Annotated in this window: 15 protein-coding genes and 2 pseudogenes; 5 read left to right on the top strand and 12 right to left on the bottom strand. The window is 71.4% G+C overall.

Features of this window, described 5'->3' with window-relative positions:
- Positions 1 to 13: 13 nt before the first annotated feature.
- Together ACF062_RS12255 and ACF062_RS12250 are read right to left on the bottom strand one after the other, a co-directional pair.
- Complete coding sequence (locus tag ACF062_RS12255) at positions 14 to 394, bottom strand: MmcQ/YjbR family DNA-binding protein (RefSeq protein ID WP_223778139.1); 381 nt, start codon at positions 392 to 394, stop codon at positions 14 to 16.
- 36 nt (positions 395 to 430) lie between these two features.
- Complete coding sequence (locus ACF062_RS12250) at positions 431 to 1,414, bottom strand: alpha/beta fold hydrolase (RefSeq protein ID WP_392137641.1); 984 nt, start codon at positions 1,412 to 1,414, stop codon at positions 431 to 433.
- A gap of 123 nt (positions 1,415 to 1,537) precedes the next feature.
- Here ACF062_RS12250 and ACF062_RS12245 point away from each other — a divergent pair, with 123 nt between their 5' ends.
- On the top strand, positions 1,538 to 2,365 hold the full coding sequence (locus tag ACF062_RS12245) for a sugar phosphate isomerase/epimerase family protein (protein WP_392137640.1): 828 nt from the start codon (positions 1,538 to 1,540) through the stop codon (positions 2,363 to 2,365).
- 76 nt (positions 2,366 to 2,441) lie between these two features.
- Here ACF062_RS12245 and ACF062_RS12240 read toward each other — a convergent pair whose 3' ends face one another.
- From ACF062_RS12240 to ACF062_RS12210, 7 genes and pseudogenes are all read right to left on the bottom strand, one after another.
- The gene (locus ACF062_RS12240) at positions 2,442 to 2,987 is read right to left on the bottom strand and encodes a GNAT family N-acetyltransferase (protein WP_392137639.1); all 546 of its coding nucleotides are present in this window, start codon (positions 2,985 to 2,987) and stop codon (positions 2,442 to 2,444) included.
- On the bottom strand, positions 2,984 to 3,547 hold the full coding sequence (locus tag ACF062_RS12235) for a helix-turn-helix domain-containing protein (RefSeq protein ID WP_392137638.1): 564 nt from the start codon (positions 3,545 to 3,547) through the stop codon (positions 2,984 to 2,986). Before ACF062_RS12235 ends, ACF062_RS12240 begins: the two co-directional genes overlap by 4 nt.
- Before the next feature lie 51 nt (positions 3,548 to 3,598).
- Positions 3,599 to 4,426, bottom strand: coding sequence for an ABC transporter ATP-binding protein (locus tag ACF062_RS12230; protein WP_392137637.1), 828 nt, complete (start codon positions 4,424 to 4,426; stop codon positions 3,599 to 3,601).
- A pseudogene (locus ACF062_RS12225) lies at positions 4,423 to 5,049 on the bottom strand (ABC transporter substrate-binding protein); the annotation flags it as partial. The pseudogene ACF062_RS12225 and the gene ACF062_RS12230, both read right to left, overlap by 4 nt.
- 121 nt (positions 5,050 to 5,170) lie before the next feature.
- The gene (locus ACF062_RS12220; RefSeq protein ID WP_392137636.1) at positions 5,171 to 6,073 is read right to left on the bottom strand and encodes a LysR family transcriptional regulator; all 903 of its coding nucleotides are present in this window, start codon (positions 6,071 to 6,073) and stop codon (positions 5,171 to 5,173) included.
- A pseudogene (locus tag ACF062_RS12215) lies at positions 6,070 to 6,568 on the bottom strand (integrase core domain-containing protein); the annotation flags it as partial. The gene ACF062_RS12220 and the pseudogene ACF062_RS12215, both read right to left, overlap by 4 nt.
- A gap of 71 nt (positions 6,569 to 6,639) precedes the next feature.
- Positions 6,640 to 7,005: a VOC family protein gene (locus ACF062_RS12210; protein ID WP_392137635.1), complete on the bottom strand. Its 366-nt coding sequence runs from the start codon at positions 7,003 to 7,005 to the stop codon at positions 6,640 to 6,642.
- Between the two features lie 41 nt (positions 7,006 to 7,046).
- Between ACF062_RS12210 and ACF062_RS12205 the strand changes: the two genes are divergently transcribed.
- Both ACF062_RS12205 and ACF062_RS12200 read left to right on the top strand, forming a co-directional pair.
- On the top strand, positions 7,047 to 8,066 hold the full coding sequence (locus tag ACF062_RS12205; protein WP_392137634.1) for a helix-turn-helix transcriptional regulator: 1,020 nt from the start codon (positions 7,047 to 7,049) through the stop codon (positions 8,064 to 8,066).
- Between the two features lie 148 nt (positions 8,067 to 8,214).
- Positions 8,215 to 9,081, top strand: a complete 867-nt coding sequence (locus ACF062_RS12200) for an aminoglycoside phosphotransferase family protein (protein WP_392137726.1) — start codon at positions 8,215 to 8,217, stop codon at positions 9,079 to 9,081.
- Here ACF062_RS12200 and ACF062_RS12195 read toward each other — a convergent pair.
- A complete protein-coding gene (locus ACF062_RS12195) occupies positions 9,059 to 9,559 on the bottom strand; it encodes a luciferase family protein (RefSeq protein ID WP_392137633.1) in 501 nt (166 codons plus the stop codon). The two genes, ACF062_RS12200 and ACF062_RS12195, sit on opposite strands and share 23 nt — an antisense overlap.
- 128 nt (positions 9,560 to 9,687) lie before the next feature.
- Between ACF062_RS12195 and ACF062_RS12190 the strand changes: the two genes are divergently transcribed.
- The gene (locus tag ACF062_RS12190) at positions 9,688 to 10,053 is read left to right on the top strand and encodes a winged helix-turn-helix transcriptional regulator (protein ID WP_392137632.1); all 366 of its coding nucleotides are present in this window, start codon (positions 9,688 to 9,690) and stop codon (positions 10,051 to 10,053) included.
- Positions 10,054 to 10,107: 54 nt separating this feature from the next.
- On the opposite strand, the gene ACF062_RS12185 is transcribed toward ACF062_RS12190, so the two are convergent.
- Entirely contained in the window at positions 10,108 to 11,313 is a 1,206-nt protein-coding gene (locus tag ACF062_RS12185) for a glycine C-acetyltransferase (RefSeq protein WP_392137631.1), read from the bottom strand.
- 76 nt (positions 11,314 to 11,389) lie between these two features.
- Positions 11,390 to 12,418: an L-threonine 3-dehydrogenase gene (gene tdh, locus ACF062_RS12180; protein ID WP_392137725.1), complete on the bottom strand. Its 1,029-nt coding sequence runs from the start codon at positions 12,416 to 12,418 to the stop codon at positions 11,390 to 11,392.
- 398 nt (positions 12,419 to 12,816) lie between these two features.
- Here tdh and ACF062_RS12175 point away from each other — a divergent pair, with 398 nt between their 5' ends.
- Complete coding sequence (locus ACF062_RS12175) at positions 12,817 to 15,288, top strand: polysaccharide lyase 8 family protein (protein WP_392137630.1); 2,472 nt, start codon at positions 12,817 to 12,819, stop codon at positions 15,286 to 15,288.
- The last annotated feature ends 12 nt before the right edge of the window (positions 15,289 to 15,300 follow it).

Here is a 15,300-nt window from a genome sequence, read left to right as displayed (position 1 = left end):
TGCGGGCGCGGTTTCACTCCGGGGCAGGGAGCCCCAACTCGGGGTGCTCTTCGAGGAGTCGGGGCGGTGCTGCCTGGCGCCAGGAGTCGGCCAGGATGTCGGTGAGCTCCTCCTTGTCCAGCGCCGCGAGGCGCACCCGGACCCAGGCGGAGCTCGCCTCGTGCGCGGCGACCCAGAACTTGTCCGGCTCGGCGAGGACCAGTTCGTCCCGCTCGACCTTCGGGCAGCGCACCGCGATCGACGTCTCGTCGTCCGGAACCGTCACGAACATCTTTCCGGAGACACGGAACGTGGGCATGCTCCACGCGATCTTCTCCACCGTGTCCGGCAGGGCGAGGGCGATGCGGCGCACGTCATCGGAGGTGACGCGGGCCCGGGATCTGGACTTCGACATGGCATGAACCGTAGCCAACGCCACTGACAGGAGGCCTCACAGCACCCGCTTGTCCAGCCACACCGTGAGATCCTCCTGGACCTCGTCCCGGTTGGTCTCGTTGAGGATCTCGTGGCGCGCGTCGGGGTAGCCCTTCCACGTCAGGTCCTCCACGCCCACGTACCGGAAGTCCTCCAGGAGTTCGTGGACCAGCGTCATCCGCTGGTTGCAGGGGTCCTGCTCGCCGACCGCGACGTGGATCGGCAGATCCACGGGCACGCGCGCGAGGTTGCGCGGGTCGTTGATCTTGCGCACGGCGCGCACCCAGTCCAGGCAGAGGCCCGCGGAGAAGGCGAACCCGCAGCGTTCGTCGGCGACGTACGCGTCCACCTCGGCCTCGTCCCTGGAGAGCCACTCGAAGCCCGTGCGGCGGGGGTACGGGTCGTTGAACGAGGCGAAGAGGTCGGGGACGTACGAGGAGATCGCGGCGCGCCCCCGCTCGGCGACCTCGCGCTCCAGGCGGGCGATCGCTCCGTCGAGCTCGGCTCCGGGCAGCGAGCGGAACGTGCCCGAGAGGATCACGCCCGCGAGGCCATCCGCGTACTCCTGGGCGTAGTCCCGCGCCAGCATCGAGCCGAGGCTGTGCCCCAGGAGGAAGAACGGCACTCCGGGATGCAGGGTGCGGACCTGGTCGCCGATGGCCTTGAGGTCGTCGACGATCGCCCGCCAGCTGTCGGCGTCCGAGGCGCCGTCGGCTCCGGAGGTCACCCCGTAGCCGCCGGTGGCCTGCGCGGTGGCGCCGTGGCCCCGGTGGTCGGAGGCCACCACGCCGTAGCCGTGCGCGGTCAGGTGGCGGGCGAAGCGGTCGTAGCGCAGGGCGTGTTCGGCGGCGCCGTGCGCGATCTGGACGTAGGCGCGCGGCCTGCCGTCGGCGGGCAGCCAGGTGTACGTGGCGACGGGCACGCCGTCCGCCGCGTTGAGCAGCCCCGCGGTGTGGGTGGCGCTGGGGGTGGTGGTGTCGTCGTCGGGCCGGTCGGGCATCGCGCGGGCTCCCTTGGGTGGTGGTTCCTGCGGCTGAGCCTCCCCCACGTGCGGCGCCTCATGCGGATCACTCGCCGAACCGGCTCCGCGTCCGCCCTTTCCGACCCATTGACCCCCTTGGGTATGTCGCTGGGGCTCGCGGCAGCGGTCGGTGGGGCACTGCCGGCGTCGGCCGAGGAGGCGCCGGGCCGCCGGCGCCGCATTCCGCGCGGCGGCATCGGCATGCACCTGTACACGATGCGCGACGCCCTGGCGCGGGACTTCACGGGCACGCTGGAGCAGCTCGCGGAGATCGGGTACGCGACGGTGGGCGTCAGCGGACGGCACGGGTACGACGCCGCCGGCATCCGGCGGATGCTGGACGCGGCGGGCCTGCGCGCGGTCCTGGAGCACGTCCCGTACGCCACGCTCACCGGTGACGGGCTGACCAGGGCCCTCGACGATCTGCACACCCTGGGCGCCCGGTGGCCCGTGGTGCCGAGCCTGCCGGGCGCGCTGCACACGCCGGGCGGGTTCCGGGAGGCGGCACGGCGGTTCAACCGGATCGGCCGTGCCTCACGCGAGGCGGGGCTCGGGCCGGTCCTCTTCCACAACCACGGCACGGACCACATGGTGGTCGACGGCGTCAGCCTGTACGACATCCTCGTCACGGAGACCGATCCGGAGCTGGTCGGCTTCGAACTGGACGTGTACTGGGCGGTGAGGGGCGGCTCGGATCCCGGCACGTACTTCCGGCGCCACCCGCGCCGTTTCCCCGCGCTGCACGTAAAGGACATGGCGGCCGACGGGGGCTTCGCCGACGTGGGTTCGGGGACGCTCGACTTCGCCGCGATGTTCGCCCACGCGCGCGTGGGCGGCGTCCGGCAGTGGCTGGTCGAGCACGACAGCCCGGCGGATCCGTTCGCGACGGCACGCGACAGCTACGGCTACTTGGCGGCGCTGCGGTACTGAGGCGCGGCCCTCACGGCGGCTGCGGGGCCGGGGGCCGCCAGGCGGCGGATGCCGGGCGGCTTGCCGGGCCGGGCGTTCACGTGAGCCGCTCGTAGAAGAGCGTCGTCGGGTGCGGGGTCCCGGCCGGGTCCGTCGCGTAGTCGGGGATGGTCCCCGCCCGGACCCAGCCCGCCCCGCCGTAGAGAGACTCGGCCGGGCTGCCGGTCTCCGTGTCGAGGACGAGCAGGGTGACGCCCGCGTCCGCCGCTGCCTCCTCGGCGGTGGCCAGGAGGGCGCGGGCGAGGCCCCGACCGCGCGCGGAGGGGTGCACCATCAGCTTGATGATCTCCGCGCGGTGGCGGCCGTTCGGCTTGTCGACGAAGGCGACGCCGACGGTACCGGTGACCCTCGTGCCGTCATGGGCGGCCCAGACCGCGAGGCCGCCGGACTCGACCGCTCCGGCGAGCCCGCGCCACCAGGCGCCCGCCTCGGCGCGGTCCAGACCGGCGAGGAAACCGAGCGAGGCGCCGCCCCGCACGGTGTCGACGAGCAGGCCGGCCAGGCTGTCCGCGCAGTCCAGGAGCCGGGCGGCGTCGAGGCGGGTGACGACGTCCCGGCCGGTGGCGGCCGAGCCCGCCCTCACGGCTTCACCACCACGAGCGCGTACCGCACGGCCTGCTCCCCCAGGCAGCGGAAGCGCGACGCGCCCCACAGACGGAACCGCAGGCAGTCGCCGGTGCGCAGAGCGTGCGCCTCCCCCTGCACCGTGACCTCCAGGCCGCCTTCGAGCACCCAGATGTGCTGCTCCAGGCCGGACACGGGCGGCCGGTCGTAGGCGATGTCGGCGCCCGGCTGAAGTCGGCCCTCGACCAGCTCGGCGCGCATCCCGATGTGCGGCGGAGACACCGCCCAGCGCATGAACCCCGCGTCGTCGTCCGCCCAGACCGCCTGGTCGACGGCGCGCACCAGCTGTGCGGGCTCGGCCTCGACCTCGCTCAGGAGCTGCGACATGGTCCGTTCGTAGACGGCACAGAGGCGGTTGAGGAGGGCGGCGGTGGGGCTGATCTCCGCGCGCTCGGCCCGGGACAGGGTGGAGCGGCTGATCCCGCTCAGTTCGGCCAACTCGCCCAGGGACCAGCCGCGTTCGGCGCGCAGTTCGGACAGCCGGGCGGCCAGGCGCGCATCGACTCCTTCGTGTTCCATATCTGGCACGCTATCCCGCATATGAGATGACGGGCAAGTGTGTTCCAGCTCTCAGTCGTCGACCGGGACCGCCCCCAGAAGTGCCCTGATCCGCCCGGTCGCGGCCCGGAAAGCGGCGGACGCGAGCGTGCCCGCGTACTCCCTCTCCGCGGGCAGACCGACCTCGACGGTCTCCGTGATCGTGCCGGGGCGCGGGCTCATCACCACGACACGGTCCGCGAGATAGGCGGCCTCGGTGATCGAATGCGTCACCAGGAGCACCGTGGTGCCGGTCCGGCGCCAGATGCGGTTCAGCTCCACGTTCATCTGCTCGCGCGTGAGCGCGTCGAGCGCGCCGAACGGCTCGTCCATCAGCAGCACGGGCGGCTCGTGCAGCAGCGCCCGGCACAGCGCCACGCGCTGCTGCATGCCGCCGGACAGCTCGTGCGGGTACGCGTCCTCGAAACCGCCGAGCCCGGTCATGCGGATCAGTTCGTCGGTACGCGCGCGTGCCCGGTCCGCGGGGATCTTCCGCATCTCCGCCTGGAGCAGGATGTTGCGCCGGGCCGAGCGCCAGTCCAGCAGGGCGGCGCGCTGGAAGACGTATCCGATGTCGCGCCGCGGCCCCCGCACCCGCTCACCGCCGAGGAGCACCTCGCCCGCCGACGGCGCGAGCAGCCCCGCGACGAGCTTGAGCAGCGTGGACTTGCCGCAGCCCGACGGCCCTACGATCGCCGTGAACTCGCCGGTGGCGACGTCGAGCGAGACGTCGCGCAGCGCGGTGACGTCCTTCTTCTTCGTACGGAAGCGGACGGCGACGTCGTCGATCCGCACGGCGGGCGTGCGGCCCGGGGAGGCCGGGGCCCGCACGAGCGACGCCGTTTCGTCAGGAGCGTTCACCCCTTGGCCCCCTTCTCACCTTCGGAGTGCTCACCATGGGAGTCCTTGACGCCGTTGGCCGCATCCCAGTACTCCGTCACGGACTTGGGGTTCTTGACCAGGCCCGCCTCGGAGAAGATCTCGATGGTCCGCTTCCAGTCCGCCTCCGTGTTGACACCGGGCGCCTTGCCCTCGGTGGCCTCGGTGTGCAGCAGCGTCAGGGTCGTCTTGAACTGCTCGGACAGCACGTCCTTCGGCGGGAGTTGCTCGGAGGCGCCCTCCATGGCCGCGACCGCGGGCCCCGGGCTCTTCTCCGCGGCGGCCCACGCCTCGCTGACGGCCGCGGCCATCCGCCGCGCGAGGTCACCCCGGCCCTGGAGGGTCCTGGCACCGGCGATCAGGCCGTTGGAGTAGAAGTTCAGGCCGTGTTCGGAGAACCGCAGATACGAGACGTCCTTCTCCGCCTTGTGCCGCATCGTGGGCCCCTGGTCGCTCGCGTAGCCGAGCAGGGCGTCCGTCTTGCCGGAGATCACCGCGGCGATCTTGCCCGCGGGGTCGGTGTTCTGGACGGTGACGTCCTCGACGTCCATGCCGTTCTTCTCCAGGAAGATCGGGAAGGTCTTGGTGAGCGCGTCGCCGGCCGATCAATAGGTCGGAGTTGGGTTTCGTGTGCGTCGGGGGACGGGAGCGGCGGAGGGTCGGCCTGTGACGGGAGCGGCCGGAGCGCCGGAGGAGGAACGCCGGAGGCGGAAGGCGTCGAGCGCCTCAGCTCGCCGCGGCTTCTCCGAGCGCCGCCAGGACCGGGCGGATCAGGGGATGGCCTTCCGCCCCGCACCGCACGGCCGCGAACACCCTGCGCGTCGGGGCCGCGCCCTCCACCGGACGCACCACCGCGCCCGACACGTCCATGCCGCGCAGCGCCGAACGCGGTACGAGGGCGACGCCCGCCCCGGCCGAGGCGAGCGCCACCACCGCGCGGAAGTCGTCCGACCAGTGCTCAAGCACCGGCTGAAAGCCGGCCTGCTCGCAGGCGAGGACGACGACGTCGTGGCAGGGGTTGCCGACGAAGGGGCCGATCCAGGCGTCCTTGGCCAGCTCGGCCAGCGGGACCCGGTCGGCCTCGGCGAGCCGGTGGCCGAGGGGGAGCACCGCGTCGAAGGGCTCCGCGTAGAGGGGGACGCGCGTCAGCCTGGGGTCGTCCGCGCCCGGCGCGCCGCGGTACTCCACGGCCACCGCGACATCGACCTGCCGGTCGAGCACCATCGGGAGGCTGGCGTCGCCCTCCGCGTCCTGGACGCGCACCCTGATGCCGGGCGCGGTGTCGGCGAGGCGGGCCAGGGCCGGGCCGACGACCAGGCCGATCCCCGTGGCGAAGGACGCGACGGTGACCGTCCCCGCCTCACCGGAGCTGTACGCGGCGAGCTCGGCCTCAGCCCGCTCCAGCTGGGCGAGGACCGCGTTGGTGTGCGTGAGCAGGATCTCTCCGGCGGCCGTCAGGCGTACGCCGCGCGCCGAGCGGTCGACCAGGCGGTGGCCGGTCTCCTGCTCCAGGGCCGTGAGCTGCTGGGACACGGCGGACGGGGTGAGGTACAGCGCGGCGGCAGCGGCCGTGACCGTGCGGTGGTCGGCCACCGCACGGAGAATGTGCAGCCGCCGCGCTTCGATCATGCGGCCGATTCTCCCAAACCGCCGGGCTCCCCCGCACCACCGGTCTCGCCGGGCTTCCGGCGCCCCGGTGAAAAACGGTGGGGCTGGTTGCCGCAAGCGGTGTGCGGACGGTGCTGGTCATACTGGTGCAGCCACGGTGGCAGAGCGTCTCGGCGTTGTTGCTCGCTGGTGTAGCAGCGGGCGTAGGCCCAGCCGTCGGCCATGGTGCGGTGGAAGCGCTCGACCTTGCCGTTGGTCTGCGGACGGTAAGGGCGTGTGAACTTCGGCGTGATCGAGAGGGCGTCGCACGTGTCGCGCCACACGTAGGACCGGTAGGCGCCTCCGTTGTCCGAGAGCACCCTCTCGATGGTGACGCCGTGCTCGGCGAACCACTCCACCGCGCGATGCAGCACGCCGACTGCGGTCACGGCCGTCCGGAGTCGCGACGCGGTGCTTCTCGCCTTGGCGGCGGCCGACGTAGCGCCGGCCGGATGTGACATTTCTGAGCTCCTGGACAGACTGAAGGGCCGACCATCGCGTGTGGCCGGCCCGTCGACAACTAGACGTGTGGGTAGGGGGCGTGCAGATCAGTCCACCGGGGAGACTCGGATGAGATTGCCGTCGGAGTCGGTGATCACAAACGTGCGGCCGAAGACAGCGTCGTGCGGCTCCTCCACGACATGGACTCCCTTCGAGACCCAACTCGTGAAGATCTCGTCAATCGCAGTCGCTGCTCCGGAGACCATCAGCCCGACTTCGCTTGTGCGAGGGGTGCTCGGGACCGCTTGCTCGCCGTAGCCCGTCCACAGCGCGAACAGGACACCGGGGGCAACCTCGAAAGCTACGTAGTGGGGACTGATGAAGGTCGGTTCGATCTCGAACAGGTCGCTGTAGAAGGCGGTAGCGGCCTCGGCGTCGCGGACGCCGATCAGGAACAGGTTGGGTGCGGGCATAGAGCGCTCCTCAGATCGTTGAAGTCTCGATACCGCTCCAGGTGATCGCCTCATCACGACAGAACCTGTCACCTTTTCTGCGAACATCAGTCAGCATGAAGGCTTCGAGGCTGTTGCACCTCTTGCTGCTCCTGCAGACCCGTCAGCGCATCACCACCACCGATCTCGCCGAGCGTCTGGGAGTGTCTCGGCGGACCGTACTGCGGGATGTCGAGGCGCTCTCGACAGCAGGTGTGCCTGTCTATGCCGAACGCGGGCGGAACGGCGGGATCGTCTTGCTCCCCAGTGCAAGGCTCAACGCATCCCATCTGGAACCGCCAGAGCTGGAGGCCCTCTCCGTAGCCGGTTTGGACAGCGCGCAACTTGAGCGTATGGGCCTGTCTGCGGTGTGGGAGTCGGCCGCGCGCAAGATAGCCGCCCGGCAGGCTGTAGCACCTGGGTCGCCGAGCCTGCTGCAACTGGCGGACCTGGTGCTGGTGGACAGCACCGCGTGGTTTGCTGACTCAAAGGCAGCGGTCGACGTATCGGATCTGGCCTCGGCCCTGCGACGCCGACGACGGCTGCGAATCCAGTACCGGCGCAGCGCCGAGAATCAGGCCTCAACGCGGGTGGTCGACCCGTACGGGATCGTGGCGAAATCAGGCCGCTGGTATCTCATCGCCGATGACCAGGGGGACGGTCGACTGTTCGCTCTGGAACGACTCTCGTCCTACGAACAACTCGACGCGCCCGCTGCTCTCCGACCAGGCGAAACCCTCCGCACCAGATGGACCGCATTGAAGGAAGGTACCGAGGGGCAAGGTCGCGTGAGCGTGACCGTCCGTCTGCCAGAAAATGGCCTCGACCTGGCATGGCGCATCCTCGGCAACCGCATCCACGATATCTCCGACCCGGAGAACGGCTGGTGCACCGTCGTCGTCCGCTACCCCGACATCGAGTCAGTGCGTCAGCTCCTCCAGTTCGGCGACCACATCGAGGTACTCACCCCAGAGACAGCCCGCGAACGCATCAGTCAGCTCGCCAGAGACCTGGCTGAAAGGCACTCAACCCCAGCTTCGTGAGCGCCGATCGGAACGTTCTGCCCTCAATCAACGTCTCCGTTCAGTACACCCAGACGCCCGCCTGCCGCCCCGCACGAGCGGGTGACCACGACGAGGAGCCCACTTGCCGACCGAGAGCACCGCATCCGCCGGAAACGACCGCCGTCCGATGATCGACGCGGCTCTGGCCGGGCGACTGGTCGAAGCGCAGTTCCCGCAGTGGGCCGGACTGCCGCTCGAGCGGCTCGGCCCGGCCGGCTCGGATCACGTGATCTACCGTCTCGGCGATGAGCTGTCCGTCCGGCTGCCCCGGCATTCGGGGGCCATCAGGCAGGCCGAGAAGGAGTTCACGTGGCTCCCCCGGCTCGCCCCGCATCTGCCGCTGGCCGTCCCCGAACCGGTGGGGGTGGGAAAGCCCGGCTTCGGTTACCCCTGGCCGTGGGCGGTGACCCGCTGGCTGGACGGCGAGGTGGCGACCACGGAGACGCTGGGCGGCTCGCCGGGCGCCGCCGTTCAACTGGCGCGGTTCCTCAAGGCTCTTCAGGGGTGCGGGACCGAGGGCTCGGGGAGCGGAGGTGCCCGCGAGGCGCTCACCGTCAACCGCCTCGCCGACCGCGATCACGACACACGGGCCGCCATCGCGGAGGTCGACGGCGTGTTCGACGGCGCGGCGATGACCGGGCTGTGGGACGCCGCCCTCGCCGCCCCCGCGTGGGACCGGCACCCGGTTTGGTTCCACGGTGACTTCCACACCGGCAATCTGCTGACCGTCGACGGACGTCTCAGCGCGGTCATCGACTTCGGCGAGCTCGGCGTGGGCGACCCGGCCTGCGACCTGACCATCGCCTTCACCCTGATGTCGGCCGAAAGCCGGGCCGTGTTCCGCGCCGCGCTCGGCGTGGACGACGCCACATGGCTCCGGGGCCGCGGCTGGGCACTGGCCACCGGCCTCAACGCCTACACCTCCTACGCCGCCACCGACCGCCGGGTCGCCGCGCAGACCACCCGCCAGATCACCGGGGCGCTGACCGGCTGAGCCGCGGCGCGAGCTCGTCACCCGAGGCGTAGCGATAGGACGCCGCGACGACCGCTTGGGCGCTCGCCAGTTCCTCGTCGGTGCGGGGGCCGTAGAGCATCACCACATTGACGGTGGGCGAGTAGAGGGGATGGCGCTCGCCCCAGCCCTTTTCGATGACTTCCCGCTGGTCCTCGCTCGACAGCGCCAGGTGGAGGCTGCCGTCGGTGTGGACGTGGGCGAACTCGGCGTTCAGACGGGGCGGCAGCAGCACCGCGCCGGGCGAGAGGGGCGTGGTGTCGCCGAGGAAGAAGGCCAGCGCTCCCGGCTCCGAGATCTCGCTGGGCCGGATGACGGCGCCGTGCAGATGGCCGGTCATCCACTCCTTCAACCGCTCCCGCAGCGCGTCCGGGCTGTTCTGGCCGAGCTGGACGTGGGGAACGGAAGGGCCGGTCGGGGGGCGTTCACCGGCGCGGCGGGGCAGGGAAAGCGTGCTCATGGCGTGTTCCTCCTTGTGCCGGTGCCGGACGGCCCGGCATCCGCCACGGAAGCTAACAGCCGCGGGATAGTAGGTTCCTAGAAGATAGTGACTCCCCAGCAGGCAGGTACTGGCTCTATGGAGGCCGTATGACGTCGCGCCCCGATCCCGTCCAGGCGTGCCCGATCAGCCCGGTGGTGGACCTGGTCTTCAGCCGGTGGTCGACGCCGATCCTGTGGGTGCTCAAGGAACACGGCCGGCAGCGGTTCGTCGAGGTCCAGCGGCGGCTGCCCGAGATCACCCCGAAGGTGCTCACCCAGCGGCTGCGTCAGCTGGAACGGGACGGGCTCGTCACACGCACCTACCACGCGGAGATCCCGCCCCGGGTGGAGTACGAGATCACCGCGCTCGGGCGGTCGCTCGGCCCGGTGTTCGCGGCGCTCACCGATTGGTCGGACGTCCACTTGGCGAGCGTGGAAGCGGCCCGCCACGCCTACGACGCGGCGCAGGCGTAGGCGTGGCGTGGGGGGGAGGCGTGGCGTAGGGGTAGGGGCAGGCCACCGACGCCGTCAGGCCCCGCCCGGCTCCCCCAGCTCCGCGCGCGCCGCCACGAAGGCGTCCACCGCGCGGTTCACGTCCTCCGTCGAGTGCGCCGCGGACAGCTGTACGCGGATGCGGGCCGCGCCCTGCGGCACCACCGGGTACGAGAAGCCGATCACGTACACGCCCCGCTCCAGGAGCAGCTCGGCCATGCGCCCCGCGACGGCCGCGTCGCCGATCATGACCGGGGCGATGGCGTGGTCGCCCGGCAGGATGTCGAAGCCCTCCTCGGTCATCCGCGAGCGGAAGAGCGCCGTGTTCGCGGCGAGCCGCTCGCGCAGGTCGCCCGCGGACTCCAGGAGGTCGAGGACCTTCAGGGAGGCCGCCGCGATCACCGGGGCGAGCGTGTTCGAGAAGAGGTAGGGGCGCGAGCGCTGGCGCAGCAGCGCGACGATCTCCGCGCGGGCCGCGACGTAGCCGCCGGAGGCGCCGCCGAGCGCCTTGCCCAACGTACCCGTGATGATGTCGACGCGGTCCATGACGCCATGCAGTTCGGGAGTGCCTCGGCCACCGGGGCCGACGAAGCCGACGGCGTGCGAGTCGTCGACCATGACCATGGCGTCGTACCGGTCGGCGAGGTCACAGATGTCCGCGAGCGGGGCGACGTACCCGTCCATGGAGAAGACGCCGTCGGTGACGATGAGCCGCCGCCGCGCACCGGTCGCCTCCTTCAACTGCTGCTCCAGGTCCGCGAGATCACGGTTCGCGTACCGGAAGCGGCGCGCCTTGGACAGGCGGATGCCGTCGATGATCGAGGCGTGGTTGAGGGCGTCGGAGATCACCGCGTCCTCGGGGCCGAGGAGCGTCTCGAAGACACCGCCGTTGGCGTCGAAGCAGGAGGAGTAGAGGATCGTGTCCTCCTGGCCGAGGAAGGCGGAGAGCCGCGCCTCCAGCTCCTTGTGCACCTCCTGCGTACCGCAGATGAAGCGGACGGAGGCCATGCCGTAGCCCCAGCGGTCCAGGGCCTCGTGCGCGGCGGCGACGACCTCGGGGTGGTCGGCGAGGCCGAGGTAGTTGTTGGCGCAGAAGTTGAGGACCTCGCCGGGGCGGCCCCCGGAGGTGACGGCGACCGTGGCGGACTGCGGGGTGCCGATGACGCGCTCGGGCTTGTGCAGCCCCGCGGCGGTGATCTCGTCGAGCGTGGCCTGGAGGTCTTCGCGTACGGAGTCGAACATGCGGGATTCCTTCAGAGGTGGGCCGGTGATGGGCCGGTAGTGGGCCGTCAGTCGGCCTTCGGTGAGCCGGGGAGGGTCAGGAGGTCCAGTCGAGGATGACCTTGCCGCCGCGGCCGCTCGCCGCGTCGTCGAAGGCCGCCTCGAAGTCGTTGTGGCCGTAGCGGCCCGTGATGACGGGGGCCAGGTCGAGGCCGCCTTCGAGCAGCACGGACATCGCGTACCAGGTCTCGAACATCTCGCGGCCGTAGATGCCCTTGATCGTGATCATCGAGGTGACGATCCGCGACCAGTCGACGGGGAACTCCTCGGCCGGCAGGCCGAGCATGGCGATCTTGCCGCCGTGGGTCATGTTGGCGACCATGTCGCGCATCGCGCGCGGGTTGCCGGACATCTCCAGGCCGACGTCGAACCCTTCGCGCAGCCCCATTTCGCGCTGGCCGTCGGCGATCGTCGAGTCCGCCACGTTCAGGGCGAGGCTGACGCCCACCTTGCGGGCCAGCTCCAGGCGCTCCTCGCTGACGTCGGTGATCACGACGTTGCGGGCCCCGGCGTGCCGGGCCACGGCCGCCGCCATCAGGCCGATCGGTCCGGCGCCGGTGATCAGTACGTCCTCGCCGACCAGCGGGAAGGACAGGGCGGTGTGCACGGCGTTGCCGAAGGGGTCGAAGATCGCGGCCACGTCGAGGTCGACAGGGACACGGTGCACCCATACGTTGCTCGCGGGCAGCGCGACGTACTCCGCGAAGGCCCCGTCCCGCCCGACGCCGAGACCCACCGTGGCGCGGCACAGGTGGCGGCGCCCGGCCAGGCAGTTGCGGCACTTGCCGCAGACCAGGTGGCCTTCGCCGCTGACCTGGTCGCCGGCCTTGATGTCCACGACGTCACGGCCGGTCTCCACGACCTCGCCGACGAACTCGTGCCCGACCACCAGCGGCGCGGCGACCGCCTGCTGCGCCCAGCCGTCCCAGTCCCGGATGTGCAGATCCGTTCCGCAGATCCCGGTGCGGAGCACCTTGATCAGGACGTCGCCGTGGCCGATGACCGGCTCCGGCACGTCCATCAGCCGGAGTCCCGGCTCTGCCTTCTCCTTGACCAGCGCCTTCAAGGCCACGGCTCCTGTCGTACGTCGCGTATGTCGCTGCTTGCTTCGACGAGAGAGGAATCTTCCCTACGGCGGCGCCCCGGTCCATCGAGGATTTCTTAAGCGCCGCCGCAGGTTTCCTTACAACCTCGTGGGTCGGCGGCTCTGATCGCGTTCGATATAGGCGGTCAGTCCACCACCGCCAGCCGGGCGGCGACTTAGTAATCGTTTACTGCCGTATCTGCGACCGCGCGCCGCGAACGGTTACCCCTCGACCACAGCTCGCCCTGCCCACGCCGGGCACAGAAAGCCACAGAAAGATTCCCCGGCCTCTTGCGCGTTATAGCAACCGCTTACATGCTGACGCGGAATCGTCTCGTGGGCGCCCCCGACCATGTCCCCCGACACCTCTGGGAGTTCGCATGCCCCTGCCTCTTCCCGGCTCCACCGGCCCCAGCCGTCGCGCACTGCTCACCGCCGGGGCGGCTTCAGCCGTCGTGTCGACGGCGGGCGGCGCGGCCCGGGCCGCCGACCACGAGAACGCCCAGGGCGCCAGGGGCGCCGAGAACGCCGACACCTACGACACCCTCCTCACCCGCGCCGCGACACAGCTGACCGGCGGCGCGTTCGACGCCACGGACCCCGACTTCGCCGCGGCGCTGAAGACCCTCGACACCCAGGCGGCCTCCTGGTGGCGGCAGTTGGACCGCTCGGCGGGCAGAACCGCCCTGTGGCTCGACCTCTCCCCCGCCTCGGACCCCGGCAACTTCAGCCAGAGCTACACCCGCCTGCGCACCCTCGCCACGGCCTGGGCCACGCCGGGCACCTCGCTCACCGACCGCACGGAGGTCGCCGACGCCCTGCTCGAAGCGCTGCGCCTGCTCCACTCCACCGGCTACCACCCGGGCCGCCCGGAGTCCGGCAACTGGTGGTTCTGGGAGATCGGGGCGCCCCGCGCGCTGATGGACACCTGCGTCCTGCTGCGGGCTCGGATGCCCGCCGCCGACCTGGCCGCGTACACGGCGACGGTCGCGAGGTTCTGCCCGGACCCGGACCGCCGCACCAACGCCCCCTCGCTCTCCGAGACCGGCGCCAACCGTGCCGACAAGGCCGTGATCGTGGCCCTGCGCGGGCTGCTGGCCCGGGACGCGGCGACGGTGGCGCTCGCCCGCGACGGTCTGTCCGACGTCCGGGACGGCGGCAGGAACAGCCTTCTCCGGTACGTCACTTCGGGCGACGGCTTCTACGAGGACGGGTCGTTCGTCCAGCACGGCTCCGTCGCGTACACGGGTACGTACGGCAGCGTCCTGCTCGGCAGCACGGGCCAGCTGATCGCGTTGCTCGCGGACTCTCCGTGGGCGGTCACCGATCCGAAGACCTCCGTGCTGTACGACGCGGTGGAGCGGACCTTCGCGCCGGTGGTCTTCGACGGGCTGATGATGGACGCCGTGCGGGGCCGGGCGATATCCAGGGAGCGGGCGCGGGACCACAACGACGGCGCGGCGACGGTCTCCCACATCCTCCATCTCGCCTCCGGAGCCCCGGACGCGTACGCGCGGCGCTGGCGGGCGCTCGCCAAGGGCTGGATCCGCCGCAACGCGGCCACCCCCTATCTGGGCCTGGTCGGCATCCCCGCGCTGGCACGCGCCAAGGCCGTCCTCGACGATCCGTCGGTCCCGGCCACGGAGCGGCTCACCGGGCATTTCGTCTTCGCTGACATGGACCGCGTGGTGCACCGGCGGCCGGGCTGGGCGCTGACGCTGTCGCTCTCCTCGAAGCGGATCGCCGCGTACGAGGCGGGCAACGGCGAGAACCTGCACGGCTGGTACACCGGTGACGGCATGACGTATCTGTACGACGGCGACGACCTCCGGCAGTTCGGCGACGGCTTCTGGGCCACCGTGGATCCGTACCGCCTGCCGGGCACGACCGTGGACACCCGCGCGCGTGCCGACATCGGCTCCGGCGCCGGCACGGGGACGTACCGCCCGAAGAACGCCGTGGCGGGCGGCGCGGTCCTGGACGGACGCCATGGCGCTGCGGCCATGGAGCTCATCGCCGACGGCAGCTCCCTGCGCGCCCAGAAGGCGTGGTTCTGCCTGGACGACGTGGTCGTCGCGCTCGGCGCGGGCATCGGCGCGCACGACGGCCGCACCATCGAGACGGTGATCGAGAACCGGAATCTGTACGCCGGCGGGCCTGCCCGGACGCTGACCGTGGACGGCCGCGGACAGCCGGACCACGACGGCTGGTCGGCGCGGCTCGACGAGGCACGGTGGGCTCATCTCCAGGACACCGGCGGGTACGTCTTCCCCGACTACCCCGGCCGGGCGGACGGCCCTGGCACGAACGTCCTGCGCGCCCTGCGCGAGCAGCGCAGCGGAAGGTGGCGGGACATCAACACGGGGGCGGACACGGCGGGCGGTACGACTCCGCTCAGCCGCCGCTATCTGACGCTGTGGCTGGACCATGGCGCCTCCCCGGACGCGGCCTCGTACGCCTATGTCCTGCTGCCCGGTGCGAGCGCGTCCGCGACCGCCGCGTGGGCGCGGGCCCGGCCCGTGCGGATCGTGGCCAATGACGCGGTCGCGCAGGCGGTCGAGGCGCGCCGGTCCGGGGTGCTCGCCGTGCATTTCTGGCGGGCCGGCGTGGTGGCGGGGCTGGCGGCGTCGGGCCCGTGCACGGTCCTGGTGCGGCGGGGGCGTGGGGGTGCGTCGGTGGCTGTGGCGGATCCGGGGCGTACGGGGGTGACGGTGCGGGTGGAACTGCCCTTTGCCGTGCGGGGGGTTCGGCGGGCGGATGATTCGGTGTCCGTCGTGGTGGGGCGGCGGGGTGTGGTGACCGTGCGGGTGGGGGGTTCTCGGGGGCGGACGCATGCGGTGGAGGTGGTGTGAGTCGTCCGCCGC

The sequence above is a fragment of the Streptomyces sp. NPDC015345 genome (genome assembly GCF_043078805.1).
Classification (GTDB): domain Bacteria; phylum Actinomycetota; class Actinomycetes; order Streptomycetales; family Streptomycetaceae; genus Streptomyces.
This window is presented reverse-complemented; position numbering and strand designations above follow the sequence as displayed.